24 protein-coding genes and 1 riboswitch are annotated in these 24,307 nt (G+C 54.9%); of the genes, 8 read left to right on the top strand and 16 right to left on the bottom strand.

Going from position 1 to position 24,307, the window contains the following annotated elements; genetic code table 11:
* Positions 1–152 precede the first annotated feature (152 nt).
* The 4 genes from QWJ34_RS00215 to QWJ34_RS00200 all read right to left on the bottom strand — a co-directional run bounded on the left by QWJ34_RS00215 (position 153) and on the right by QWJ34_RS00200 (position 1,944).
* Positions 153–431 carry a NifU N-terminal domain-containing protein gene (locus QWJ34_RS00215; protein ID WP_483314226.1) on the bottom strand — a complete coding sequence of 93 codons (279 nt, stop codon included), beginning with the start codon at positions 429–431 and terminating at the stop codon, positions 153–155.
* Positions 432–520: 89 nt separating this feature from the next.
* Entirely contained in the window at positions 521–949 is a 429-nt protein-coding gene (locus QWJ34_RS00210; RefSeq protein WP_302725038.1) for a hypothetical protein, read from the bottom strand.
* Positions 950–1,076: 127 nt separating this feature from the next.
* Positions 1,077–1,574, bottom strand: a complete 498-nt coding sequence (locus QWJ34_RS00205; RefSeq protein ID WP_302725037.1) for a CYTH domain-containing protein — start codon at positions 1,572–1,574, stop codon at positions 1,077–1,079.
* 214 nt (positions 1,575–1,788) lie between these two features.
* Positions 1,789–1,944, bottom strand: coding sequence for an aspartyl-phosphate phosphatase Spo0E family protein (locus QWJ34_RS00200; protein WP_302725036.1), 156 nt, complete (start codon positions 1,942–1,944; stop codon positions 1,789–1,791).
* A gap of 337 nt (positions 1,945–2,281) precedes the next feature.
* Positions 2,282–2,418: riboswitch (cyclic di-AMP (ydaO/yuaA leader) on the top strand.
* Between the two features lie 2 nt (positions 2,419–2,420).
* Between QWJ34_RS00200 and QWJ34_RS00195 the strand changes: the two genes are divergently transcribed.
* Both QWJ34_RS00195 and QWJ34_RS00190 read left to right on the top strand, forming a co-directional pair.
* The gene (locus QWJ34_RS00195; RefSeq protein WP_302725035.1) at positions 2,421–2,891 is read left to right on the top strand and encodes a C40 family peptidase; all 471 of its coding nucleotides are present in this window, start codon (positions 2,421–2,423) and stop codon (positions 2,889–2,891) included.
* Positions 2,892–3,360: 469 nt separating this feature from the next.
* A complete protein-coding gene (locus tag QWJ34_RS00190) occupies positions 3,361–5,067 on the top strand; it encodes an ABC transporter ATP-binding protein (protein WP_302725034.1) in 1,707 nt (568 codons plus the stop codon).
* A 59-nt stretch (positions 5,068–5,126) separates the two neighbouring features.
* On the opposite strand, the gene QWJ34_RS00185 is transcribed toward QWJ34_RS00190, so the two are convergent.
* The 7 genes from QWJ34_RS00185 to QWJ34_RS00160 form a co-directional block, all read right to left on the bottom strand.
* Positions 5,127–6,968: a hypothetical protein gene (locus QWJ34_RS00185; RefSeq protein ID WP_302725033.1), complete on the bottom strand. Its 1,842-nt coding sequence runs from the start codon at positions 6,966–6,968 to the stop codon at positions 5,127–5,129.
* 125 nt (positions 6,969–7,093) lie between these two features.
* Positions 7,094–7,771: a TetR/AcrR family transcriptional regulator gene (locus QWJ34_RS00180; protein ID WP_302725032.1), complete on the bottom strand. Its 678-nt coding sequence runs from the start codon at positions 7,769–7,771 to the stop codon at positions 7,094–7,096.
* A gap of 59 nt (positions 7,772–7,830) precedes the next feature.
* The gene (locus tag QWJ34_RS00175) at positions 7,831–9,378 is read right to left on the bottom strand and encodes a phytoene desaturase family protein (protein ID WP_302725031.1); all 1,548 of its coding nucleotides are present in this window, start codon (positions 9,376–9,378) and stop codon (positions 7,831–7,833) included.
* Between the two features lie 165 nt (positions 9,379–9,543).
* Positions 9,544–9,864, bottom strand: coding sequence for an AAA family ATPase (locus QWJ34_RS27075; protein ID WP_368046211.1), 321 nt, complete (start codon positions 9,862–9,864; stop codon positions 9,544–9,546).
* A gap of 122 nt (positions 9,865–9,986) precedes the next feature.
* Positions 9,987–10,418 carry an NUDIX domain-containing protein gene (locus tag QWJ34_RS00170; RefSeq protein ID WP_302725030.1) on the bottom strand — a complete coding sequence of 144 codons (432 nt, stop codon included), beginning with the start codon at positions 10,416–10,418 and terminating at the stop codon, positions 9,987–9,989.
* A gap of 75 nt (positions 10,419–10,493) precedes the next feature.
* Positions 10,494–11,405 (bottom strand): P-loop NTPase family protein, encoded by a 912-nt coding sequence (locus QWJ34_RS00165; RefSeq protein ID WP_302725029.1) that lies wholly within the window; start codon positions 11,403–11,405, stop codon positions 10,494–10,496.
* Positions 11,406–11,946: 541 nt separating this feature from the next.
* Positions 11,947–13,659 carry a methyl-accepting chemotaxis protein gene (locus tag QWJ34_RS00160; RefSeq protein ID WP_302725028.1) on the bottom strand — a complete coding sequence of 571 codons (1,713 nt, stop codon included), beginning with the start codon at positions 13,657–13,659 and terminating at the stop codon, positions 11,947–11,949.
* 239 nt (positions 13,660–13,898) lie between these two features.
* Here QWJ34_RS00160 and QWJ34_RS00155 point away from each other — a divergent pair, with 239 nt between their 5' ends.
* The 6 genes from QWJ34_RS00155 to QWJ34_RS00130 all read left to right on the top strand — a co-directional run bounded on the left by QWJ34_RS00155 (position 13,899) and on the right by QWJ34_RS00130 (position 20,409).
* Positions 13,899–15,617 (top strand): cellulase family glycosylhydrolase, encoded by a 1,719-nt coding sequence (locus tag QWJ34_RS00155; protein WP_302725027.1) that lies wholly within the window; start codon positions 13,899–13,901, stop codon positions 15,615–15,617.
* Between the two features lie 273 nt (positions 15,618–15,890).
* Entirely contained in the window at positions 15,891–17,000 is a 1,110-nt protein-coding gene (locus tag QWJ34_RS00150) for an aminopeptidase (protein WP_302725026.1), read from the top strand.
* Positions 17,001–17,346: 346 nt separating this feature from the next.
* A complete protein-coding gene (locus QWJ34_RS00145; protein WP_302725025.1) occupies positions 17,347–19,041 on the top strand; it encodes a cellulase family glycosylhydrolase in 1,695 nt (564 codons plus the stop codon).
* A gap of 192 nt (positions 19,042–19,233) precedes the next feature.
* Positions 19,234–19,650, top strand: coding sequence for a DoxX family protein (locus tag QWJ34_RS00140; RefSeq protein ID WP_302725024.1), 417 nt, complete (start codon positions 19,234–19,236; stop codon positions 19,648–19,650).
* A 128-nt stretch (positions 19,651–19,778) separates the two neighbouring features.
* A complete protein-coding gene (locus tag QWJ34_RS00135; RefSeq protein ID WP_302725023.1) occupies positions 19,779–20,177 on the top strand; it encodes a type II toxin-antitoxin system RelE/ParE family toxin in 399 nt (132 codons plus the stop codon).
* Positions 20,134–20,409 (top strand): helix-turn-helix domain-containing protein, encoded by a 276-nt coding sequence (locus QWJ34_RS00130; protein WP_302725022.1) that lies wholly within the window; start codon positions 20,134–20,136, stop codon positions 20,407–20,409. Before QWJ34_RS00135 ends, QWJ34_RS00130 begins: the two co-directional genes overlap by 44 nt.
* 54 nt (positions 20,410–20,463) lie before the next feature.
* Here QWJ34_RS00130 and QWJ34_RS00125 read toward each other — a convergent pair whose 3' ends face one another.
* The 5 genes from QWJ34_RS00125 to QWJ34_RS00105 all read right to left on the bottom strand — a co-directional run bounded on the left by QWJ34_RS00125 (position 20,464) and on the right by QWJ34_RS00105 (position 24,148).
* Entirely contained in the window at positions 20,464–21,075 is a 612-nt protein-coding gene (locus QWJ34_RS00125; protein WP_302725021.1) for a DUF2087 domain-containing protein, read from the bottom strand.
* A 182-nt stretch (positions 21,076–21,257) separates the two neighbouring features.
* The gene (locus QWJ34_RS00120) at positions 21,258–21,695 is read right to left on the bottom strand and encodes a copper amine oxidase N-terminal domain-containing protein (protein ID WP_302725020.1); all 438 of its coding nucleotides are present in this window, start codon (positions 21,693–21,695) and stop codon (positions 21,258–21,260) included.
* A gap of 92 nt (positions 21,696–21,787) precedes the next feature.
* The gene (locus QWJ34_RS00115) at positions 21,788–22,396 is read right to left on the bottom strand and encodes a histidine phosphatase family protein (RefSeq protein ID WP_302725803.1); all 609 of its coding nucleotides are present in this window, start codon (positions 22,394–22,396) and stop codon (positions 21,788–21,790) included.
* A gap of 5 nt (positions 22,397–22,401) precedes the next feature.
* The gene (locus QWJ34_RS00110; protein ID WP_302725019.1) at positions 22,402–23,808 is read right to left on the bottom strand and encodes an MFS transporter; all 1,407 of its coding nucleotides are present in this window, start codon (positions 23,806–23,808) and stop codon (positions 22,402–22,404) included.
* Positions 23,809–23,830: 22 nt separating this feature from the next.
* On the bottom strand, positions 23,831–24,148 hold the full coding sequence (locus QWJ34_RS00105) for a DUF2087 domain-containing protein (RefSeq protein ID WP_302725018.1): 318 nt from the start codon (positions 24,146–24,148) through the stop codon (positions 23,831–23,833).
* Between the last annotated feature and the right edge of the window lie 159 nt (positions 24,149–24,307).

Here is a 24,307-nt window from a genome sequence, read left to right as displayed (position 1 = left end):
AACGGATTCCGGCCGCCCGGCCGCCGTATCTTCTAATAAGTTAATAACCGTGCCGGCGAACTCCGAAAAGCGAAACCGCAAAACGCCCCGCGCGAATCCGGACGATGCTCGCCGGACCGGCAAAGGCGTTTGCGGGTCGATTGAAGTTGCCGCTATTCGTAAACGGTATTGAACGCCGCTTCGACTTCGGGAAGGATATTGTCCCAATCGGCATCCGGTTCTTTGCTTACGGTGACGAAGTCGCGCATGCCGAAAATATTGTCCACGCCGTCGATTGCGACAAGCGCCGCCGCCAGCGGATGGTCGGTCGGCTCGCCTTTTTTGACGGATGTGCTCTTCGGACCTTCGAACAGCACCGCGTCCGCGCCGATTCTCACGGAGTTGGGATTCGGAGTGCGTTGGATCTGAAATTGAATCGCGATGGGAATCACCTCTTCTTGGTATTGGCCGCCGCTGCCTGCGTTCGGAGACCTGTTGGTTCGCGTTTATTGTACCATAACCGGCGCCCCGTCCGCGCCGTTCAAATCCTGCGCGCGAAGTAACCGGCCAGAACCATATGCAGAATCAGATCCGTAAGCAGCACGGCCGAAACCGCCAGAATCACCGGCAGCGCGGCTCCGTAAAGTCCCAGGCCGAGCAGCAGCGCGATAAGCAGCAGCACGATTACGCGGTGTGCGGCGGCTCCGGCCCGGGTGCGAACGGCCGTGTTTCGCTCGTCGCGCAGCTCGATGCGCTCCGCGCGCGCCGCCGCCGCGAATTGTTCGTCAGACAGCGTCAGCAGCCGCAGCGATTGCCCGAGTCCCAGCACGAACGCCGCTATGCCGATTCCTACGGCGGCGCCTGCAGCGGCGGCGAATTTTCCCGCGCTCGCCGGAAATCCGAAACCCAGCAGCACGGTTCCCAGTACAGCCAGCAGCATATACAACGCCGCTTTTCTTTTTCTTCGCAAAAAAAGCCCCTGCCGCCGAAGCGGAAAGAGGCACTGTTCTTTTCTGCCGTTCTTTCTACTAAGGTGTGGAAAGGAGTGGAAGGCCTATCGCGCAACCCTTCTCCATCAATCGGCGCGCAGCCGAATCTTACGAGCGGTTCTGCAAATCTTTCCAGACCTTCTTGTTGCTGTACTCGCGCTTGGAACTGATGTCTTCCCCGAACCAGTCGGGCGGCGTAAACGCCTGCGCGGCTTCGACGGAATCGAACTCGACTTCCGCGACCGTCAGGTTGAGCTGATCGTAACGGTCGAGTTCGACGGTAACTCCGTTCCACTCGCCGGTCGTGCGCGTTTTGGTCAGCGGCACCGCTCCCGAAGCGGTAAACAGCTGCTCGTAAATACTCGCCGAGATCGAATATTCGATTTCTTCGCGGCTCAGACCGTTGCCTCTTTTGAACGTATGCGTGTATTCCACTTCGCCCGTATCGGCGTCGGTCAAGCGGCGCACCCGCACTTCCTGCCCTTCGTCCAGCGCCAGATAAGTCTGCTCGATCCGCTGCTCCGATCTGCGGACGAACGCTCCCCGCGCAATCAGCTCTTCCGGCGCGGCCTCCAGCAAAAACTTGCGTTCGATCTCCATTCCCATATCCGCTTCCTCCTCGTCCATGTTCCTTCTCTTCCAGTATACCGTGAACGCCGGGCCCGGCGAAAGCGGCGCGAACGGACCGGAAGAAACGAAAGCGCGCAGCAAAAAAGGCCGCGGTACAAGGCCGCAGCTCGGTCGGTATCCATAGGCCTGTAGAAATTCGAAAGTCGATAACGGACCGTCCGCCGGTTCTTCCGCGCCGCCGTCCCGTCCGTTACCGGCTCTTTTCCCGCTCATACTCATTCAGCCATTGGTCCAGCCTCTGGGACTGCACCAGCACCCGCTCGTCCATAAAACCGTACTGATCCGCAAGCAGATGAAGAAGCCGGCGCTGACGTTCCATTTCGTCTTGAATTTCTTCTTTGTTCATCACGCTTCCTCCCACACGAGCCCTTATAAACCATAAATCGGTAAAAGATCGTTTCTACGAAAGGGGAAATTCAGCAAATGGACAAAATTCGTTCGTATGTACCCCTTTTTGGTTTGGGACCGGGATTTTTTGGACGTCGACCGTTTAAAACACAGGCTTCTTCCAGAACGAACTTTTTTTGAATTGTAACAAATCTACGCCAAATACGCGAATTTAGTTACAAACCTGTTACTTGTGATTCATTTTTGGTCTGTTATAATCATGCGGTATCAAGAAGTTCGGAAGTTGGGTTTGACAAATCAGCAGGCCATCATGTAGAGTATCAATAGTTACAAAATCTTAATAAATGCCGAATTTCTTTGCAAGAAAACGGGGGAACCATCGCGGGTGAATTATTCTTGTTCCAGAGGGAGTATAGGGGAATCCCTTCAACCGAACCCTTAGCTAACTCCGTAGGCATCAGGGGGAAAAACTTTTTGAAAAAGCTAGTGATTTCCGTATTGGGAGCAGCCATCTTGTTTACATCGGGGACGGTAAGTACATATGCCGCAAGCTCTTCGCCGATCAGTTCCGCAGTCAGTCAAGTCGCAGGCACGCCTTACAAATTCGGCGGCACCACTACATCCGGCTTCGATTGCTCCGGATTCACCAAGTACATCTTCAACAAATTCGGCGTAACGCTGGCACGTACGGCGGCAAGCCAGGCACAGCAGGGCACGACCGTTTCGAAATCGAATCTGCGCGTAGGCGACCTCGTGTTCTTCAATACGACGGGACGCGGCATTTCTCATGTAGGCTTCTATGTGGGCAACGGCAAATTCGCCAATTCTTCCAGCAGCAAAGGCGTAAGCATCGCCAGCCTGTCCAACTCCTATTGGAGCAAACGCTATGTAACCGCCAAGCGCGTAACCAGCGAATGGGCATACAGCCAGATGATCAACGGCTAATTTCCCTGTATGTTTTCGGTTTTCGGATTCCTCATATCGACTTTCAACTTACCCGTTCCTTCCGGCGCATGAGCCGGGGAACGGGTTTTATATTTCTATCGTTCAGTCCGGGGTTTCATGTTTGGTGAATTTTCTTAATCCACGTTCTTTTGCTTTCCTCGTATACATTGACGGGCGAAACGCGCATTTAGTTGCATCGCAAGAAAAATTTTTTTGTCTTTTTCTTCCGTTGCCGCCATTCCCGCTTTTTGTTATAGTAATCCCATCTTTCCAAACGGGGTGAATCGGAGAATGTTCTGCCGCACAGTTCGAAGTAATTGAGTCTCGGGCCGGATCAAAACGCGTACCGGCTATCAAGGGGGTAGTCCGCCTTCTCGATCGGACTCATTTACAACGACGGTGCCCGGCGGGCATTCTCTTTTTTGCTGCGTCCGGGTGCGCAAACCCATTTGGAAGGCGGTCTTTTATTGTGCTGAAAACCTGTGTATCCTTATTCAAAAAACAAATCCTGCTGTACGTCGCGCTCGGCTTCGCTTTGCAGTTCAGCGGCGCGTACGGCATTCATCTTTTTCAACAGCTGCTCGATTCCGTTCCCCGGGCGTCCGGTCTCGGCGAACTCGCCGCTCCCCTGCTGCTCTACGGAGGAACGCTGGCGGTATTCGCGCTGCTGAGCTATCTGAGCGAATATCCGGAAACCGCGCTGCCGCGCGGGATTACGGAGAAGCTGAAAGTCCTTGCGCTGGCGCGCGTTTCGAAAATGGATTACGCCGCCTATCAAAACATGGGAACGGGACAGCTGATCCAAATCGTCGACAACGGAGCCGAAGCCGGCGCGGGCATCGTGCACGGATTCTACCTGCGCATTCTGCACGAGCTGCTGCCGACGCTGCTGTTCAGCCTGCTGTTTATCGGCCTGTACAATCCGGTTATCATGCTGACGATCGCGGCCGGCTACGTCTTCGTGTTCCTACTGACCCGGCTGCTGCTGAAATTTCTGTATTCGGTCAAAGAATCGCTGCTGGCCAGCCAGGAAAGCCTATCCCGGTATTCCGTGCGCGGCTTCATGGAGTTGGCCGTGTTCCGGCTGAACCGCCGCTACAAACGCGAACTTCGGCGCATGAACGACGCCGCGGACGACGTAGTGCGCAAGAACGTCCGGATTCGGATGGTGCACGAGTCGTTTTTCGCTATGTTCGAGCTGTTGGTCGTTGGGGTCAAGATCGCGGTGCTGGCGCTCGGTATCCGGGAAATAATCGCGGGACGTTCGACGATCGGCGTAACGCTGGCGCTGCTTCTGCTGGTGGATAAAGTCTATTCGCCGATCGCGATTTTCAACGTGGTGTACGTGGACTACAAGCTGCACCGCCTCGCGTACCAACGGTTCGAGACTTTCTTGAACGCGCCGGCCGACCGCAATCTGGAGCGCGGAGCGGAGATTTCGGAGCTGCGGGGAGAGATCGCGTTTGAACGGGTGAGTTTCGGCTATGGAAAAAAACAGGCTCTTCTGCTGCGGGACGTTTCGTTTCACCTGCCCGCCGGCTCGTCGACCGCAATCGTCGGCCTGAGCGGCAGCGGCAAGTCGACTCTCGTTAAGCTGCTGCTCGGCCTGCTAAAGAAAAGCTCGGGCCGCATTCTGGTGGACGGCAAAGACATCGACGAACTGCGGTTGGACAGTTTGTACGCGCGCCTTTCCTACATCTCGCAGGACGCGCCGGTGTTCGACGATACGCTGCGCGGCAATCTCGTTTTCGATGAACCGGCGGACGACGGCGAACTGCGCCGGCTGCTGGGCGACGCGCTGCTCGGCGAGAAAATGCGCGCTCTGCCGGACGGACTCGACACGCCGGTCGGCGAACGCGGCATGAAGCTGTCCGGCGGCGAGAAGCAGCGGCTGGCGTTTGCCCGCGTATTCGCGCAGGACCGCGAGCTGGTGATTCTCGACGAGCCGGTATCGGCGCTCGACAATATCAGCGAACGCCGGCTGATGAAAACGGCGCTGGACCGCTTTCGCGGCCGGACGCTGATTGTCGTCGCCCACCGCCTGCACGCTATCCGCAGCGTCGACCGCATCCTGCTGATGCGAAGCGGACAGCTGGTCGGCGAAGGAAGCTTCGACGAACTGCTGGAGCGGAGCGCTTATTTCCGGGAATTGTGGAGTAAAGACGGAGAAAATTAAATAAGGCATAATTAAAAGCTGTTTCCGTATCACAAGCTCTCGGAAACAGCTTTTAATTTTCACATGAATAAAGGGCCTTTGATAACCATCTGTGTATCGTAATTGCGTTCTCTCTCTAAAAAACCAAGGGTAGCCTGATAGTTTTCCTCAAGGTGAGTAAAAAGCTCATTAAGATCAGAATAACTTTCTTGGCTCAGCTTAAAAACAACTTCCGAAATAACCGCATTCAAATAATATTCCATATTGATCGTGAGATTCATTAGATCTTTTTCCACTTTAGCCGAGTGAACGATACTGTTTCTTACTCTGTAAATCCTTTGGACTTGCTGCGAGACTCGTCGATGATGTGCTTCAAGCATTATTTTAACCGCTTTCCCATCTTTGAAAGACTTTAAAAGACTCTCACAGCGCAAAAATAACAACTTATTTACTGAACATGCCCTGAGAAGATCTTGATAATCGTTTTCGGTCTTAAACAAGTTCAGTACAGCTTCCACATCGATCAGAGAAGGATTCTTTAAATTCAATTCGCGATCTTTGCTTTTTACACTTACACCGCATCTTTGACAATCATACATAAAGTTCTTCAGCAATCTGTACACATACCTTGTACATAAAATTGAAGGAAGCAGAATCTTCACGTGTTCAATGATAGAAGAATGTCTTCCCGTCACCATTAAAGATTCGATTGCTATCCATCTATTTGTAAATGCAAGTTCAGTTTCTACAGAAGTGCTTGCTAATCGATATTGTCTAAATACGTTCGCCAATCTCTGTCTGCTCGTTTCTTCCAATGTATTTGTTGTAAGCAACGGAACTACATACTCCAGATTCGAATATCTTCCGTTTGATTGTAGAGATATCACATGCCACAGTTTTTTCAATTCAACCGAACGGCTTCGCAGACCTTGCGAATGAACCACGACAGCCGTATCAATCTCACTAATTTCATAGTGGTAATAACTTAGCAATGAACATTGTGAGAGGTAAATCTCTTTTGCCTTTTCTATTGCTTCTTCTATGTCACCCGAAAAAGCTTCAACCTCCAATTCAATGTATACCCCGTCTTGTTTTATGTAATTTCCGCAACCGGACTTCGGATGCTTCCTCCAAAGAGCTGCTCCCTCCAAAACGTTTATCCCAATCATCCTCAAAATACTCTTAGGAATATTGTCGGACCATGGAAAGTAACAATAAAAAGGTTGTCGTTCACTACATATAGTGGAATTGAAATTCCGCCACTTATGATCGAAAGAATATCGACTTGGTTTGAATTCTTGTTCCATGAGCTTAAGCAATCCTCTTGGAGACCATCCCAAGTATAGAAGCTCTGTTGCTAAAACACCACTCAATTCATTTATGCGATTATAATCATCCAAAGTGACGGATTCTTCTAAATCGGCTAAAATCCAATTCAAATACTTGTTCTCAAGCTCTCTTAAAACAAATTTCAGGTGATATTCCAATTTAATAAGTTCATGTGTTTGATCTTGCTTCGGAATTTTTAAAATTGCCAGCATTCTTCCGTAGAGAGGCATGTTATGCTTTTTTAAAGAATAATCGAATTCTGCTGATTCTCGACCTTCTTCTATTAATGACTTGATGTTAGCAAATCCTTCGGAATGCTCTCTAAAATGCTTTACAGATTCGAGCAGTTCGACAAGTAAAGAATGTAAATTCCTCGTTCGGAATCTATAAGAATCTATCGTGTTTGGATGAAATAACTCAGCCCACTTTTGACAAAAAAGGATTTGCCCTTTAGAAGAAAGTCCCCATTCATTTTCAAGCCGATCATTATTCATTCCGCTTTGCAAATACTCACCCTTTTCTTGATTTCCAAAAGAATTTGAGTTAATATAAAAGTATAAAATAAACGTTGAAGAGCAATAAAGGTGACTCATCGCAGCCCTTTATTGCTCTTCTTCATTTTATTCATTTTTACATATGCTTTCAAGTTATAAGTAACTGATACTTTGCTTTTATTTATGCAAGTATGTTGTATTTATTTCAACTACAGGCATAGTCTTTATAGTTCCGGCAGCGCCGTTCCCGGCCGCAGCAGACTCCTGAAATAACGCCGCAGCGTAAAGTCGATCATCTGCCGGTCTTCCGGCGAAACCGCATCCGGCCCGACGTTGTACATCTCCACCGAGCCCGGGAAACGGATCAGGGTCGAGGTCAATCCGTGCAGCACGCTCCAGGCGGACTTGGCGATCATGTCGGCGGATTCGTCGGGACTGGCGTCCAGCAGATCCTGCCCGATCGCTTCTTCGATACTGTCTCGCAGCATATTAAAGCCGTTCAACCGGTCGTTCTTGTCCAGCCGCGAACGCGAAGCGCCTTCCAGATCGCTGACGAACAGCAGATCGTAATGCTCGGGATGGGTGATCCCGTATTCGACGTATTCCCGGCAGACCAGCAGCAGCCTGGCCGGCAGATCGGCGCCCGCTTCCATCAGTTCGTCGTAGCGCCTCTGGAGCGTTCCGTAGAACTCGGCATAGATTTCCGCCAGCAGCTGGCTCACGATCGCTTCTTTATTTTCAAAATAATGATAGATCGTCGTGGGCGAATACTCGATCCTGTCCGCGATCTTGCGCATGGATACCCGGGCGTAGCCTTCCGTCGCAAATAGCTCGCGGGCGGCGTCCAGAATCTTGCTTCTCAGTTCTTCGCTTTCTCTTTCCCGTCTATTGCGATGTCTCATTGCCGCTCCTTCCTGTCCGCTTCGTTGAAATTCCGTTTATCCCGGATCGATCCCTGCTTTCAGAGCGCCGACGCGGAAGTCCGCCGCTTCTCTGCGGGCGGCTTGACGGTCAATCCGCGCGAAGCCGCTTCGGCCGCCTGATAGCCCGACATCAGCGCGCCGAGATAACCGCCGCCCGGCTGCGTCCACGCTCCGGCGAACGTCAGATTCCGCAGAGCCGACGTGTGCTTCAGACGCTTGATGCCGGATTGGCTCACCGTCTGGGCGAAGCCGTACACCGCGCCTTCGGGATTGCCGGTATAGCGCCGCATGGTGCGCGGCGTGCCCAGTTCGGCGACCGCGACATGTGCGCCAAGACCGGGATAATGGCGCTCCAGCCGATCCAGCAGGATAGCGGTTACTTCCGCTTTGCGCTTGCGGTAATCGCTCCGGTCTTCCGGCCAATTGCGGATATGATCCACCAGCGTGAGCGTCAGCACACCCTGTCCGGCTTTATTTTGCGAAGGGTCCATCTCTGTGTAATTGGTCAGGTTCAGTCCGATCCGCTCGTACTCGCCCGCCAGCGCAAGCCGGTAATCTTCGGACGCCGGCAGTCCGCTATGCATAAGCAGTTCTTCTTCGGCGATCCCCAGCTCGGCCGGCTCGCAGTCCAGCCCGATATACAGCTGCGACAGCGAGATGCCGATCTGCTGCTTCTGCAGGGCAACGCGCGCGGAAGCGGCGGCTTCGCTGCCGGGCAGCAGCTCGTACGTCGCCTGCGGACTGGCGTTGGAGATAACGCGCTCCGCCGTCCAGACGCCGCCTTTTTTCAAACGTACGCCGGTGCAGGTCCCGTTCTCGCGCAGAATCTCGGTTACGCCCGAGCGCAGATGCACCCTGCCGCCGTTCTCCTCGATTACCGCGGTCAGCGCATCGGACAGCGCCTGCCCTCCGCCTTCGATATAGAACGTTCCTTCTTTATGATACCCCAGCCAGGGGATAAAAAAATACAGCGCGGACAGTTCTTCCGGCGGCAGCCCGTAATACGGCCAGAGCGCGGCGAAAAATTCGATAAACTCGTCCGACAGCCCGCAGCTGCGAATGACCTGGGCGGTGGTCATCGTCGTCCATTTGAAAAAAGTTCCCGCTTTCAGCGGCAGCGCTGCAAAAGCGGCCAGTTTCGGCAGAAAAGCCGACGGGATGCGATTGAATTCGGCGAAGCCTTTTTCAAACTGTTCGATTCTTCGAAACAGCTCGTCGATCGGGCCGCGCTCGTTCGGAAACATGGTTCTCAGCAGTTCCGCATACTCCGCCGCTTTGTCCGGCACGTCTACGCTCTCGCCTTTCCACTCGATCGAGTAGGCGCACGACTTGCGAATCGGCTTGATCCGCCCTTCCACTCCGCATGCTTTCAGCGCGCCGTCCGCCGTCCCGCCTTCGTTCAGCCCGCCGATGCCGTGCAGCGAGACGTCGAACCGGTATCCTTCCCGCTCGAACGACGTCGCATATCCGCCGGGCAGCGTATGCCGCTCGAATACCTGAACTTCCAGTCCTTTTCTCGCCAGTATCGCTCCCGCCGCCAACCCGCCCAGTCCCGATCCGATGATGATAACGTCTGTTTTTTGCACGATTAGACGCCTCCGTTCGATTTATATTTAACACTGTAATATAAATTAACAGTGTTAACTTTTGATTAGAGAATACTCTTTTTCGGGGGGAAAGGCAAGGGGGAAATAAAAAACGCAGACCCATCAAATGATTGGGGTCTACGTTTAGGCTGTCGAGAAAGTCACTTAGATCTTTTCTTGAAGCTCTTCGGAATATAATTCAGTTCCAAAATATTTCTCTACAATACTCTCATAAGAGTAAGCGGAGAAGTCCTCCATGACCGTCCGAGTTTCCAGATCGCAAATGACCGTATTCGGAATTGAGTTCAGTACAAACGGCGAATGCGTCGTCACAATAAACTGAATCTTCGGAAAAAGAGTCGTCAGAAACGGCATGATTTTCTTTTGCAGACTGACGTGCAGATGCGTTTCGATCTCGTCGATCAGGACTACGCCTTGCAGATCGTACGAGCTGAAATAAAGTATTCCATACTCGCACCCCGTCAAAATAAATTGGTGTTCGCGCTCTTAATCTTTCTTCATTATACATGTTCCGGCCGTCTCAAGGCTTCTCTATAAAAAAGAACCCGAAGTGAAAACTTCGAGTTCTGTCGCTGCCCATACTTCGTTTACTCTCGCTCGCCCCACACCGCTTCCGCCCGCTCCACGCTCGCCCGCGTCCACTCCGGCACGTCTTCGCGCTCCAGGATCTCCTGCGTCGTCAGCCACAGGATCTCGGCGACTTCGTCGGGGCTGGCGGCCGACGCTTCGCCGTCCGCGTATTCGCAGGCGAACACCACGTTGACCACGGCGTCGCCCCGGTCGGTTACGAAAGACGTGCTGTGCGCATAGGTCATCCGCTTCGCGACGTTCAGGCCGACTTCCTCCAGGATTTCGCGCCGCAGATTGCTTTCCAGCACATCCGAAGACGGGCCGTCCGCGTCCACTTTGCCCCCAACCAGCGCGAGCGTGCCGGCGGCGTGTTCTTCCGCCGCTCCGCGCCGAATCAACAGCCAGCGATCGCCGCGGCGAATCGCGCCTTCCACGTTGACGATAAACATTCGATCCGCTCCTTCTCTTCATCGTGTATGTATTTGGCTGTACATCTTGCGGTTATATGTTCTTCCCGGCATCCTTCACTCCGCAGCAGCCCCGCTTCCGAAGAAGCGCTCCAGCCCGCCGCTCAGCCAGTCACCGCGTTCGGCTTCGTCGTAGCGCGAATTGTCCGCTTTCAGCACAGGTATGTTCAGGCGATCCAGAATCTGTTCCTCCAGCTCCCGACGGGCCCGTAGCACCGCGATTGTATCCGTGATATCGCGTTCTTCGTCGTTCCGGGCAGAGCCGTCACGATCCGCTCCGCACACATGCGCAGCTCCGTAACCCTGCTGCAAATAATAGGCCATAAATCCTTCCGACCACTCGCGCGGGCGCTCGGCCACGGCTTTGCGGAACGAAAAGTCCAGGTCGCGCTGATCCACATACACGACGAACGGATTCAGTCCAAGCACAATCTCTTCCAGCCTCTTTACATAGCCGATTACGGTTTCCGGTTCTTCGCCGCAGCGAATCGTCGCCATCGTCAAGGGGTTCTGGATGAAGCAGCATTCGAACACGTAAACGACGTTGGTTTCCCGTGCGGCCTGAAGGGCGAAAGACGTCCAGCGATCCGCGATCAGCCGCATATGCAGTTCCAGCGGCAGCTCGTAAACATCCCGGCCGGCGATAGCGCGCCAAATCTCTTCCGGAAGCGGTCCGTCCGTCTGCTCGTCCAGTCTGCGATAAGCCAGCACCCGGCCATTCTCTGCGGCTTCCGACGTCCGCTCCAGACGCTCGTTCCAATCGGGCAGCGCGTTCCGCAAAGCGCTCCACTCTTTCATCGTCAGATACGCAAAGCCTTCGTAATCGGCCGGATGGTCGCTTCGGCCTTCTTCGAACAAACGCACATCCCGTTCGGGATACCGCTGTGACAGCAGATACCGGATCTGCACGGCCGTGGTCGATTTGCCGGAGCCCGGCAGTCCTTCGACCAGAATCAAGCGCGGCTGCATGTTATCGCCTCTTTTCCTTCGGTTCCTTGTATCGGTTCCTTCCATAACGAATAGCTGTCCTGCTATTCTAAACGATCTGCCCGGATACGGCCAAACCGCGCTTGCTCAATAAACAAAGAAAACCTCCGGCAGTACGCCGGAGGTCCAGGGTGTCGAGAAAGCCGGTTAGAGTTCCAAACGGAAAATAGCGCCGCAGGTACACTTATTTGGGGATAAACGCTTCGGTTTGTTCAAATAGCGACGCAGGTGCAACTATTTGGTAGCCAAAGGCCGAAGCGAAGCGAAAAAGCTTGAAATAATTGTATGAGCGTCGTTATTTTCTCGAAAACATAAGATTAAGCCTGAATAAGGAGCTATGCGCAGCTATTTTAGGGCGTGTTTGAAAACTCAACGACGTGCATCTTTTACCGCCTTTTCGCCCTCTCCGGCCTTTCGCTTCAATCGAACCTGCCTATCAGGTTTACATGCAATCGTTTCTCGATAATTTGACTATCGTTTCTCGATAATTCGAGCCTCCGGAATTACGCCGGAGGCTCACCGCTTAAATCTTGAATTTATCCACAATGTCCGACAGCGAATTCGCCATTTCTTTCAAACGGACCGACGTGCCTTCCATCTCGGTCATCGACGCGGACTGCTCCTGGCTCATGGCGGATACTTCCTGCGTCAGCGCGGCCATCTCTTCGGTCACGCGCGTAATCTCCATGACGGAAGTGCCCACGCTCTGCGAGCCGGCCGACATCTGCTCGACCGTCGCCGCCACTTCGCCGATCTGCGCGCTGAGCGCGCCGATTCGGTCGACGATCGCGTCGAATGCCGCGCCCGCGTCGCCGAGCGACGCCACGCCGTGCTCCACGCCGCCGGAACTCGATTCGACCAGCTCAACGATGTCGCGAATGCCGGTAGTCATCGCCGTAATGATGCGGCTGATCTCCTGGGTCGAACGCGACGACTGGTCCGCCAGCTTGCGGATCTCGGACGCCACGACGCTGAAGCCGAGTCCGTGCTCGCCGGCGCGCGCCGCTTCGATCGCGGCGTTCAGCGCCAGCAGATTGGTCTGGCTGGACGTTTCCGAAATATAACCGGTGATCGACAGCACTTCGTTCGAGCGCTCCGCCAGCTCGGAGACGCTGCCGCGGATCGTATGGAACGTATCCGCCACGCCCTGTACCTGCTCGACGCTCTGCTTGATGCGGCTTTCGCCGTCGGCGGCCATGCCGCGCGTTTCTTTGGCAAGCTCCGCCACATCCGCGGCGGCTCCCGCGACCTGTTCCAGTCCGGCGATCGTCTGCTGCATCACGGCGGAGATATCTTCCGTCTGGGTCACCTGACGCTCCGATCCTTCCGCCACGCGCTGAATCGACGTGGTGACTTCTTTGACGGCGCGCGAGTTCTCGCGCGCTCCCTGCTCCAGCGACACGGAAGCGTCGGTCAGACGCAGCGTATCGGCTTTGATATGGCCGATCATCTCCTGCAGACTGCCGAGCAGCAGATTGGTCGAGTCGCCGAGATCGCGGACCTCGTCGTTGCTGCGCACTTGAATCCGCTGGGTCAGATCGCCGCCGGACGACGCCATCTCCCGGATCGTCCGGGCGACCGATTTGACGCTGCGGCTGATGCGGGTGGAAGTGAACCAGGCCAGCAGCGCCGCCGCGATCACGACCCCGCCCAGCAGCACGTACAGCGCGAATTTCAGCGACTGGTTGCTGGCGTGCAGAGCCGCCACTCTTTTTTCCGTCAGCGCTTTTTCCGTGCTTACGAAAGTATTCATCATCTCGCGGAAAGCGTCCATATCCTGCTTGCCCGGATCTTCCGCGAAAAATTGGTTCAGCCCTTCGGCATTGCCGGCGCGCTTCATCAAGATCGTCGCTTCGCCCGCCACCTGAATCCAGTCTTCGATCTTCGCTCTGATCTCTTCAAGCTTGGCCTGCTGGGCCGGATTGTCCGAGACGAGCCGGTGCAGCGCATCGTAGTTCTCGACCCAGTCCTGCTTGCCGGTATTGTACGGTTCCAGATAGCTGTCTTCGCCGGTAATCACGAATCCGCGCTGTCCGGTCTCCATATTGACGACGTTCTGTTCGATCCGGCCGGCACGGTCGTGCACGTCCATATCGTGGCCCGCGATAAAATTCATCTCCGTCTCCAGCTTGTCGATCTGGCTCAGCACGCCGAAGACCGCCACGACCAGACCGAGCACAATAACCAGATACCCCAGGCCGATCTTGGCCGCGATAGACATTCTCAAACGTTTCATCCCTCTGCTGTACACCCCTTGTTGTCAAATAAAGCCACGATAGCGATAAATGGCTTTCCTTGTCTTTTGTTATCGGCAAGTTGGACGGGAATATAAAGACCCCAGGTTTTTTTGAAATTCCGATAACGTTTTATGTTCAGTCCTTACAGGCTCGGGTAATAATAAAGCGGTTACACAAATAACGGTATCGTCCCGCTCCGGTTGCGATTCGCCAATACTTTTTCGATAGGGAGGCCCAAATGTTCAAAAACCGCTTTGCGCCCGTGTTTTCTCTGGTGCTCGCCGCTGCTCTGCTGATTTCGCTGCTGCCCGCAGGTTTTTCCGCTTCGGCCGCTTCCGCAAGTCCGCCGAAAAGCAAAATGCAAACGTATGTCGACAATATGCAGCCCGGCTGGAACCTCGGCAATACGCTCGACTCCGTCGGCGCCGACGAGACCGCCTGGGGCAATCCGCGCGTTACCCGGGAGCTGATCAAGCAGATCTCCAGACAGGGCTTTAACAGCATCCGCATCCCCGTCACCTGGGACAACCATATCGGACCCGCGCCCGACTACAAGATCGATCCGGCTTATCTGGACCGCGTCGCGGAAGTCGTCGGCTGGGCCCGCACGGAGAATCTCTACGTCCTGATCAATGTGCACCACGATTCGTGGGTCTGGATCAGCAAAATGGAAAACGATCACGACCAGACGCTGGCCCGCTACAATGCCGTCTGGAAGCAGATCGCGGATAAGTTCAAAAACGAATCCGACAAACTCTCGTTCGAAAGCGTCAACGAACCGCGCTTCACCGACGGCGGAACGACCGACGAAGCGACGGCGCAGAAGCTGCTCGACGAGCTGAACCTGTCGTTCCACGAAATCGTGCGCGCATCCGGCGGCAAGAACGCCACCCGTCCGCTCGTGCTGCCGACGCTGGAATCTTCGCCGACGCAGGACCGGATGAACGCGCTGTCGAAGACTTTTGAACAGCTCAAAGCCGACAAGAATCTGATCGCGACCGTGCACTATTACGGCTACTGGCCGTTCAGCGTCAATATCGCGGGCACGACCAGATTCGACGAAACGACGCAAAAAGATATTACGACGACGTTCGACAATGTATACAACACGTTTACGGCCAAAGGCATTCCGGTCATCCTGGGCGAATACGGGCTGCTCGGCTTCGACAAGAACGTCAACGTGATCGAGCAGGGCGAGAAGCTGAAATTTTTCGAATTCCTGACCGCCTATCTCAAAGAAAAGCATATTACCGGCATGTGGTGGGACAACGGTCAGCATTTCAGCCGCACCCAGTATACCTGGTCCGATCCCGAATTGTACGAGATTATCCGCTCCGGGCAGAATCAGCGCTCCGCCGTGGCCGAATCCGACCTGATCTATCTGCGCCAGGGCGACAAGATCGCAGACGTATCGGTCCAACTTCAACTCAACGGCAACAAGCTGACTTCGCTCAAAGCGGACGGCAAACGTCTGGTGCGCAACAAAGAGTACAGACTCGACGGCGAAACGCTGACCATTCCGGCGGCAACGCTCGAGCGTCTGACCGCTTCCGGCAAACTCGGCGTAAATTCGGTCCTGACCGCCGGTTTCACCAAAGGCCCGGACTGGAATTTCTATCTGACCGTATTCGCCAAACCGGTACTGAGCCAGGCTTCCGGCACAACGGCCGACTTTGCGATTCCGACCGCTTTTAACGGCGACAAGCTGGCGACGATGGAAGCCGTGTACGTCTCGGGCGGCAATGCCGGTCCGCAGGACTGGACATCGTACAAAGAGTTCGAAACGACGTTCAGCCCGGACTACGCAGGCGGAAAAATCGTGCTGCGCCCGGATCTCCTCAATACGCTGCGCGACGGAGAAGCCGTGAAGCTGACGTTCTACTTCTGGAGCGGCGAAAAAGTGACGTATATCCTTGAGAAAAACGGCTCGAACGTCAGCGGCCGACCGGCGGAGTAATCCGCGGCTGCGCGCTTCGGCTTTATTTTCCCAAGCAGAACCAGAGTACATGCGATCGTCGTGTTCCGTTATCCGGGGCACGGCGATTTTTGCATGTTCCTATTGACTAAAAAGCTGGCACAACTGCCTTAAAACGACAAAGACAAGCGCGGGCTTTCGCTGTATGATGAAGCAAGAACCCGCAGCAGGCTTGAACAACGATCCCGATTCGCCGCCGTTTCCGATTCTTGAAGGCAGGCTGCGCGGCAAATCGCTATTTTCGGAGGAATTTTGATGACAGATCCCAGATTGAAACAGCTCGCCCGCACGGCGGTCGGCTATTCCACAAACGTCCAGCCCGGCGAAAAAGTTCTGATTCGCGCGCTCGACGTCCACGACTTTGAACTGCTTGCTCCTTTTATCGACGAAATCCATCGGGCCGGCGGCCTGGCGTTTATCGATATCGGCGACTATGCCACCAACCGGCGCATGATGCTCCACGGCAGCGAAGAACAGTTCCGTATCGACGCGGCGCTGAAGCTGGAACAGATGAAACAGATGGACGCGGTCGTCATTTTGCTCGGCGAGAACAACGTATCCGAATACGCCGACGTGCCCGCCGACAAGCGCGAAGCGTATACCAAAATCTATCGTCCCGTCGTCGATGAGCAGGTCCGCAAAAAGTGGGTGCTGTTCAATTATCCGACCAAAGCGTACGCGCAGCTGGCGGAGATGAGCACCGACACGTATACGCAGTTCCTGTACGACACGTGCACCATGGACTACAGCCGGATGTCCGCGGCGATGGAGCCGCTGACCGGGCTGCTGAATAAGACCGAACGCGTGCGCATCGTAGCGCCGGGCACCGACCTGAGCTTTTCCGTCAAAGGCATCCCGGCCGTCAAATGCGACGGCAAGGTCAACCTGCCCGACGGCGAAGTCTATACCGCGCCGGTGCGCGATTCGGTCAACGGCACGATCGCGTTCAACACGCGCGCGGCGTATATGGGCCAGAGTTTCAGCGACGTGTCGTTTACTTTTGAACGGGGGCGGATCGTCTCCTGCCGCAGCGACAACGACATCAAGCTGAACGAGCTGCTCGACACCGACGAAGGAGCGCGGTATATCGGCGAATTCGCGCTCGGCGTCAACCCTTACGTCAACCGCGTGATGAACGATATCGGCTTCGACGAGAAGATCAACGGCAGCATCCATTTCGCGCTCGGCAAAGCGTACGACAACGCGGACAACGGCAATTCTTCGGCGATCCACTGGGATATCGTGCTGCTGCTCAAGGAAGAATTCGGCGGCGGGGAGATTTATTTCGACGATGTGCTGGTGAGCAAGAACGGTCGGTTTGTGGTGGAGGAATTGAGCGGATTGAATCCGGAGATGCTGGTTTAGAAAAAGATAAGGATAAAGATCAAGATCAACTGCGAAAGTCGGGAGTACTTCATTACGGTCGCTTGTTGAAACCAGGAATTTAATTGTATTTATATGGAATATTCCCGGTTTCAAAGGCGAACACTTCCGTTCCTACATGAAGTACTCCCTCCTCTTTTTCAGCTTATCTTTTAAGCTTTATCAAATCTTTTTCGAAAGCGGCCGCCGTTTTCGAATCACTAATTTTAGGGTGAAAAAATAACCGATTTTGAGGGTGTTCTCAAAATAAGGGATATGTTATTTTAGTATCAGCAAACGCTTACATTGGTTTTTATGTTTTTGAATTCTAATGAAAAGGGGATTGGGTATGAGAAAAAGATTCGTTAAATCGTTCGGTATGCTGATGATGGTCGCGGTGCTTCTGGTGTCTGTGCTGCCGGGATCGAAAACGGTTTTGGCGGCGGCGCCGGTCAGCGCGACTCAATCGTATGTGGAAGCGATGCAGCCGGGATGGAATCTGGGCAACTCGCTCGACTCGGTGGGTTCGGACGAAACGGCGTGGGGCAATCCGCGCGTTACCAAAGAATTGATTCAGGGCATCGCCGCGCAGGGGTATAAAAGTATCCGCATTCCGGTGACCTGGGATTCGCATATCGGCGGAGCGCCGAATTATACGATCGACGCCGCTTACCTGAACCGGGTCAAGGAAGTGACGCAGTGGGCGCTGGACGCCAATCTGTACGTCATGATCAATGTGCATCACGATTCGTGGGTCTGGATCAGCAAAATGGAAAACAACCACGACCAGACGCTGGCCCGTTACAACGCGGTTTGGACGCAAATTGCAAACGCCTTCAAAAACATCTCCAACAAGCTGATGTTCGAAAGCGTCAACGAGCCGCGCTTCACCGACGGCGGCACGACCGACGAAGCCAAGCAGCAGGCGCTGCTGGACGAGCTGAACAATTCGTTCCACAGCATCGTGCGGTCTTCCGGCGGCGGCAATGCCGCGCGTCCGCTCGTGATCTCGACGCTTGAAGCTTCGCCGACGCAAACGCGCATGACGGCAACGTACAACAATATTTCCAAATGGAACGACAAAAATGTTATCGCGACCGTGCACTACTACGGCTTCTGGCCGTTCAGCGTAAATATCGCCGGCTATACGACGTTTAACCAGGAAGTGCAGAGCGATATCACGACCACGTTCGACAATGTCTACAACACGTTTGTCGCCAAAGGCATTCCGGTGATCGTCGGCGAATACGGCCTGCTCGGCTTCGACAAGAACACCGGCGTAATCGAACAGGGCGAGAAGCTGAAATTTTTCGAATATATCGGCTACTACCTGAAGCAAAAGCAGATCACGTCCATGCTGTGGGACAACGGTCAGCACTTCAGCCGCACGCAGTATAAATGGGCCGACACCGATCTGTTCAACATCATGAAAGCAAGCTGGAGCGGGCGCTCCGCCACGGCTTCGAGCGATCTGGTTTACGTGAAAAAAGGAGTCTCGGCTGCGGATAAAAGCGTGACGCTCAACCTGAACGGCCGCACCCTCTCCTCGCTCACGGTAAACGGCACGACGCTCAAATCCGGCACGGACTACACGCTCAGCGGCAGCACTTTGACGTTCAAAGCTTCCCGCCTGACGCAGCTGACTTCTTCCGGCACGCTCGGCAAAAGCGCCGTGATTACCGCAAAGTTCAACGGCGGAGCGGACTGGAAGTTCAATGTTGTGCTCTACCAGACGCCGAAGCTGTCGAACACGACCGGCAGTACGTCTTCGTTCTCGATCCCGACCGCTTTTAACGGCGATCAGCTCGCGACGATGGAAGCCGTTTACGCCAACGGAGGCAATGCCGGTCCGCAGAACTGGACGTCTTACAAAGAATTCGAAACGGCGTTCAGCCCGACTTCGAATTCGATCAAGCTCCAGCCGGCCTTTTTCAACGAAACGAACGACGGCACCGTCAAACTGACGTTCTACTTCTGGAGCGGCGAGAAAGTGACTTACACGATCGTGAAGAACGGTTCGAACGTTACGGGGACGGCTTCGTAAAGTGAATGTACGAGCTGCCTGTGTAAAATGACGCAAAGACGCACATTCGGCGAAGCGGTTCGCCGTGTGCGTCTTTTTTTTGCGTGATGCTTCCGAACCCTGCACGGCGGAAGAACGGACCGTGAAAGATGCGGCGTGAACCACTTCACGGGAGGGTAATGGACGATAGCGATTACAAAAGGAGTTGAATCCATGCAGGACCGCAATCCCCCCACCACCGTCCCGCGTACGATCGGGCGGGTTTTGTTTGCGCTGGTGTTTGTTGCCGCCGGCATTTATCATTTCCTCGAACCGCTCGGTTTTGCCGCCTTGCTGCCTCACTTCCTGCCGCTGCTGCTGCGCGAATGGGTGATCTGGATCACCGGCGTGGTCGAATGGATTCTGGCGATTCTGCTGTTCGTGCCGAGAATCCGCAAATTGACGGGCCTTATAATTACGATCTACCTGATCGCCATTTTCCCGGCCAATATTTATGCAGCGATCTTCCATATCCCCGGTCCGGGCCCGGCCGATACGCCGCCGATCTTCCTATGGCTCCGCCTGCTGGCGCAGCCGCTGTTGATCTGGTGGATTCTCTGGGCCACGCGGCCGCCGAAGAATCAGCGGTGAATATTTTCAAAAAGTTTCACAATAAAACTGAGCTGTCCGAGATTTCTCGACAGCTTTTTATTTTGAAAAAGTAAAAGTGGACGAGTAAACTCCTTGAGTTTAGATAGCACATACGCTATCATCGAGTTATGGAAAAGCAAATAGAATTTGAATATATTTGCAACGAAGACGGTTCGAGCGAATTTGAAGACTTTCTTAATTCTCTACCCGATAAAGACCAGGCAAAGTTATTGGCTGTTATCAAAAATACGGAAGAACAAGGGCTAAGTATTGCAATAAAAATGAAATGGGTAAAAAAGCTGGAAGACAATCTTTATGAATTAAGATCTAAAGTAGGGAGCAACATTCAGCGGGCTATTTACTTTCAAAAAATCGGCAGCGAATACGTCATTACTCATGGATTCACAAAAAAGACACCAAAAACACCTCATACAGAGATCGAGCACGCCAAAAATCTTCGTGAACGTTATAAGGAGGATCAGCATGAGCGCAATCAACAAATTGATCGAAAAAAAGAGAAAAAATAATCCGGTGTTTGAACAGGAATTTAGAAAGGAAGATCATCGCTTAAAAGCGGCAGTTGCTTTGATGAAGCTTCGAGAGGAAAATGGTCTTTCGCAAAGAGAGTTAGCCGAGAAGATTGGTAAGCCGCAGTCTACTATTGCACGAATCGAGAATGGAAGTATGAACGTATCTGTCCAACTGCTGGATGAAATTGCGGCAGGCATGGACAAAGAACTTATTATCCAATTCAAATAATTCATAAGCTTGTTTAGAAACAGGCTGCCGGCAAAGATCCGTCAGCCTGTCTTGTTATTTCAGAGTCTCCCACCGTTCCCACAGCTCCGGCGGATTCAGCTCGTACACGTCGTGCTCGCGGAACATGTACTGGTGCATGATGAACTCGCGGCGCAGGGTGGCGTAATCGTCATGGAACTCTTTGAGGAAGTCGTTGACTTCCTTCTCCCCGTACCTGCGTCCGGGCTCCAGCCGCGCGACCATATGCTCCAGCACGATCAACTTTTTCTTGAGCTGCGCCGGGATGCTTTTGAGACGGCCGTCGGCTGCAAAAAAGCTTTTCAGTACGGAAGCTCGCGTTTTCTCCCGCCGCTCCAGCACTTCCGGGTCCGCTTCTCCAGGCGAATCCGCGCCGCGCCGGTAGATCGTATCCGCCGTCGCCGCTCCGCCGGTGCGGATAAAGTACTCGTCGAGCGAGAAATAGATCGTATTCTTGTCGCGCCGCTCCCGGATCAGGCTCGCCGCGCGCAGCTTGGCGGCGTGATGCGTAATTGTCGCCGGCGTCACGCTGAGCCGCTGCGCCAGCGTTTGTCCGTTCAGCTCGCCTTCGCTGAGCAGGATCAGCATTCGTATCCGCGTCGGATCGGCCAGCGCTTTATGGTAAGCGACCAGTTTCTCCAACTGCATATTAATCCGCTCCTTTCCGGTCGATTCGATTCTTATCTAATTAGAGCACGAATCCGGCGAAAGTGGCAAGCGGGCACAAGAAGAAGCCGCCCTCTGTTGAGAAATGGCGGCCTGCAAGAATTTCAAATGCAATCTATGTACAGGAAAACCTTCATTCCCGCACTCTCTTACGCAGCATGAATTTATTGATTCATACGAATATTGACGGTCATCTTCGCTTTATCGAAAACCACCCACGCGCCAAGCGCTTCGCTGGCGGCCCGCAGATTGATCATCGTCGAATTCTTGTACATCATAGGCGCCTGGGTCAAGCGAATACGCTCGCCGTTTACAAAGGCTTCGTAATTGTTCAGCGTCATGGTTACGCTAAAATCGCCTTTGATCGCTTTGATCTCCTGCGTTTTCTGATCCCAGCTTACCTGTGCTCCGTAAGCTTCGAACAGCTGACGAAAAGGCACCATCGTCGTTCCGTCGATTACCATCGCGCCAGGCTTAAAGTTCATCTGTTGACCGTTCAAGATAACTTTAACAGGAGTAGTGGCGGGCGAAGCCGCGTGGCCGACCGGCGTGCTGACAAACAACAGAACCAGAACGGACAGCAGTGCAATAGTCTTTTTCAACGTACATCCCTCCTTTTTACTAACTAAATAACCCCGGGAGTCGTATTGTACGCACACTTCGCAAAATTTCTTTTTCTTACTCAAAAGATGTCTTATCCGTCCTGCCGTAAATGCCCGGTATCCGCGAACTTCCCCAACCGAAAGCATCCTCCGTCATACCCTATATCCGTTATCGAGCATTCCGGAATCAGCTCGCTCTGCCTGGCGGCAAAGCCGGGACAAACGTTCTCCAGTTCTTGTTCGCTGAATGCGCAGGAGAGAAAGTCGGTAATCAGTCCGCCGTGCGTAACGAAGACGATCTCGACGCCGGGCGGATAACGGCTGGCCCAGTCGGTCAGCGCGGAGGTCATGCGCCGCGCCGCCTGCCGCGCCGAATCGCCCGAAGGCGGGATATAGTCGGGCTCGCGCGTGCAGCGTTCCCAGACGGCGACGAATTCTGCAAACGTCTGTCCGGGGACGTCGCCCCAATTCGCGCGCTCACGCAGACGATCGTCCACAACGGCAGAACGTCCTGTTTCCCGCGCCAGAGGGACGGCGGTTTCCCGGGCGCGCAGCAGCGGACTGCTTACGATCGCGGCGATCTTCCGTTCCCGCAGCGCCCCGGCGGCAAGGCGCGCCTGCGCAAGACCCGCTTCGGTCAGCGGAACGTCTCCGATCTCCCGGACTTTCAGCCCGTGCCGGATCAAGCGGAATGTCGTCATCGCGCTCACGACGCTTCGCCTCCCGCTTGCGCGAGCCGACCGCCGCCCTGTCCCGCGGCTTCCGAGTTCAGCGTCCGCCGCTGCCGCAGCAATGCCAGCGCCGGAATACAGGAAGCGACGATCATCAGGCCGGCGATCAGCCCGATCGTCCGCGCCGGCAGCACATCGAGCAGCAGGCCGGCGACCAGCATGGAGACGCCCATCGTGACGTTCGCCAGCGTCTCGTTCAGCGCGAAAGCCCGGCCGTGCACATTCTCCGGCACGGCGCGCATAATCAGCGTCGTCAGCGCCGTATTGCCGACGCCCCCGCCCAGCGTCGCCAGCATGATGCAGGCCGCGGCCGGCAGCAGACTCGGCGCGGCGCTGACGCCCACATGCGCCAGCCCTTCCGCCGCCGCGCCCAGAATCAGCGCCTGGACCGGCCATCGTTTGAACGAAGGCGCCAGCAGGCCGCCCAACACAAACCCGACTCCGAGCGAGCCGTACAGCAGGCCGACGCCCCGGTCTCCGCCGCCGAACACCTGATAACCGTATACGCTGATCAATACGTTGATCGCTCCGCCGCCGATCGGCCAGGCTATCGACTGCACGGCGACCACCTTCATCAGCATCGAACGGCGGAACGTTCTCCAGAACGCGGACGCGTCCGCCTCGTTCTCTGCGTTCGCGGCTGCCGAAGCCAAAGGATCTTGAGCCGCGTTCGCTCCGGCGGCAAGCCGCGCCTGTCCGGCGTCGGCCGCGGCGCTTTCCGCGCTCGCCACCCCCGGACCATCCGCCGCCGGTCGGCTTTTCCGCCCGGCGCCTTTAACGCCTGAACCGTCCGGCTTCCGCCCGCGCCCGTAAGGCAGCGTGCAGACTAGCAGCCCCGACGCCAGAAACGTCGCCGCGTTGAACAGAAACGACAGCTGCGGCCCGAACGCCGCGCTGGCCGCGCCGCCGAGCACGGCGCCCAGCGTCATATTCATTCCGCCGAGCGTCTGGTCCAGCGCGTTGGCCGCGGGCAGATTCTCCCTCCGCACGATGCGCGGAATCAGCGACTGCCGCGCCGGCAGCGCCAGCGCCGAGAAGATTACCAGCCCGACCGTGGCCGCGTAAGCGATCCAGACCCGGTCCGGCGAATCCACCAGCAGCAGGGACAGCGCCAGCGCGATCCGCGAGAAATCGGACACGATCAGGAGCGTTTTCTTGCCGCCTTTGTCGGCCAGGACGCCCCCGATCGGTCCCATGACCAGATACGGCAGCGTCCGCGCGGCAAGCGTAATGCCGACCGCCATGCCGGAACCGGTAATTTGCAGCAGCAGGCCGAGGATCGCCACGCTGCTGAACCAGTCGCCCAGTCCGCTGACGAAATTCGCCGCCGCCAGTTTGCGGTAGGCCGGCTCGCGCCGCAGCAGCTCAAGCAGTTCTTTCATCTTTTTCCTCCCCTTCTTTTCCCTACAGTTCTTCCCAGCGCCGCGCGGCCGCCAGCGGACCGCGCCTGTAAATCTCAAGCTCGCGCGCCATCAAACCCTGCACGATAAACTCGCGGCGAATCGTCGCATAATCCTCGTGATACAACCGGATAAACGCATTGATCTCCGATTCTTCGTACGCCCGCTCCGGCTCCAGTTTCAACACCAGATATTCGAGCACGATCAGCTTTTTCTTGAGCTGCGCCGGTATGCTTTTCAACCGTCCGTCCGATCCGAAAAAGTTCCGCAGCACCGAATCCCGCAGTTTGCGTTCGGTTTCCGTTAATGGTTGTTCCGTCATGTCTTATTCTCCTTCGCGGCAAAGAAACCGGCCTCGCTTCTTCGCTTTAATTTAACAATTGTCTAATTAGATATTCGTTAAACTAGATAATAAAGGCGGACGGCCGCCTTGTCAACACAAAAAACGCGACCGCATCGCGGCCGCGCTTCGAACGTTTGA

It is taken from the genome of Saccharibacillus sp. CPCC 101409, assembly GCF_030518235.1.
Classification (GTDB): Bacteria; Bacillota; Bacilli; order Paenibacillales; family Paenibacillaceae; genus Saccharibacillus.
The sequence above is the reverse complement of the archived record's forward strand: the minus strand, read 5'-3'. Positions and strand labels throughout refer to the sequence as shown.

Excerpts from the sequence above, each read along its gene's own strand:
- QWJ34_RS00125 (WP_302725021.1), bottom strand. The coding sequence starts at position 21,075 with ATGCAGTTGGAGAAACTGGTCGCTTACCATAAAGCGCTGGCCGATCCG.
- QWJ34_RS00160 (WP_302725028.1), bottom strand. The coding sequence starts at position 13,659 with ATGAAACGTTTGAGAATGTCTATCGCGGCCAAGATCGGCCTGGGGTAT.
- QWJ34_RS00145 (WP_302725025.1), top strand. The coding sequence starts at position 17,347 with ATGAGAAAAAGATTCGTTAAATCGTTCGGTATGCTGATGATGGTCGCG.
- QWJ34_RS00110 (WP_302725019.1), bottom strand. The coding sequence starts at position 23,808 with ATGAAAGAACTGCTTGAGCTGCTGCGGCGCGAGCCGGCCTACCGCAAA.
- QWJ34_RS00170 (WP_302725030.1), bottom strand. The coding sequence starts at position 10,418 with ATGTTTATCGTCAACGTGGAAGGCGCGATTCGCCGCGGCGATCGCTGG.
- QWJ34_RS00150 (WP_302725026.1), top strand. The coding sequence starts at position 15,891 with ATGACAGATCCCAGATTGAAACAGCTCGCCCGCACGGCGGTCGGCTAT.
- QWJ34_RS00200 (WP_302725036.1), bottom strand. The coding sequence starts at position 1,944 with ATGAACAAAGAAGAAATTCAAGACGAAATGGAACGTCAGCGCCGGCTT.
- QWJ34_RS00130 (WP_302725022.1), top strand. The coding sequence starts at position 20,134 with ATGAGCGCAATCAACAAATTGATCGAAAAAAAGAGAAAAAATAATCCG.
- QWJ34_RS00105 (WP_302725018.1), bottom strand. The coding sequence starts at position 24,148 with ATGACGGAACAACCATTAACGGAAACCGAACGCAAACTGCGGGATTCG.
- QWJ34_RS00140 (WP_302725024.1), top strand. The coding sequence starts at position 19,234 with ATGCAGGACCGCAATCCCCCCACCACCGTCCCGCGTACGATCGGGCGG.
- QWJ34_RS00155 (WP_302725027.1), top strand. The coding sequence starts at position 13,899 with ATGTTCAAAAACCGCTTTGCGCCCGTGTTTTCTCTGGTGCTCGCCGCT.
- QWJ34_RS00115 (WP_302725803.1), bottom strand. The coding sequence starts at position 22,396 with ATGACGACATTCCGCTTGATCCGGCACGGGCTGAAAGTCCGGGAGATC.
- QWJ34_RS00165 (WP_302725029.1), bottom strand. The coding sequence starts at position 11,405 with ATGCAGCCGCGCTTGATTCTGGTCGAAGGACTGCCGGGCTCCGGCAAA.
- QWJ34_RS00205 (WP_302725037.1), bottom strand. The coding sequence starts at position 1,574 with ATGGGAATGGAGATCGAACGCAAGTTTTTGCTGGAGGCCGCGCCGGAA.
- QWJ34_RS00180 (WP_302725032.1), bottom strand. The coding sequence starts at position 7,771 with ATGAGACATCGCAATAGACGGGAAAGAGAAAGCGAAGAACTGAGAAGC.
- QWJ34_RS00135 (WP_302725023.1), top strand. The coding sequence starts at position 19,779 with ATGGAAAAGCAAATAGAATTTGAATATATTTGCAACGAAGACGGTTCG.
- QWJ34_RS00185 (WP_302725033.1), bottom strand. The coding sequence starts at position 6,968 with ATGAGTCACCTTTATTGCTCTTCAACGTTTATTTTATACTTTTATATT.